Source organism: Cohnella baijiui (assembly GCF_020731285.1).
Classification (GTDB): Bacteria; Bacillota; Bacilli; order Paenibacillales; family Paenibacillaceae; genus Cohnella.
The window spans coordinates 1-286 of the sequence record NZ_JAJFOW010000233.1 but is presented as its reverse complement, the minus strand read 5'-3'; the positions used below and the strand labels follow the sequence as shown (position 1 = coordinate 286).

The following is a 286-nucleotide window of genomic DNA, read 5'->3' as shown; positions in this document are numbered from 1 at the left end:
ATGCAATCAAGGTAGACGTAAATCGTCGGTCATATCCTTGTGCGATCATAGCCGGGATCAGAATACCGCCAATCGCTGCCGCATCTGCAATCGCCGAGCCGGAAATCGCGGAGAAAAACATCGCTGCCATTACCGCAACCATTCCTAGCCCTGCTGGGAGATGACCAACTAATAGACTTGCAAAGTCAATTAGACGCTTAGAAATACCGCCTACCGTCATTAGTTCTCCCGCTAGAACAAACAAAGGAATCGCAACTAAAGCAAACGAATCGATACCGGAGAAGGT

1 protein-coding gene is annotated in these 286 nt (G+C 48.6%); it reads right to left on the bottom strand.

Annotated elements, in window-relative coordinates:
• Positions 1-286, bottom strand: a 286-nt coding sequence (locus LKX83_RS32440; protein WP_227887395.1) for a TRAP transporter large permease subunit, incomplete at both ends; no start/stop codon positions are given.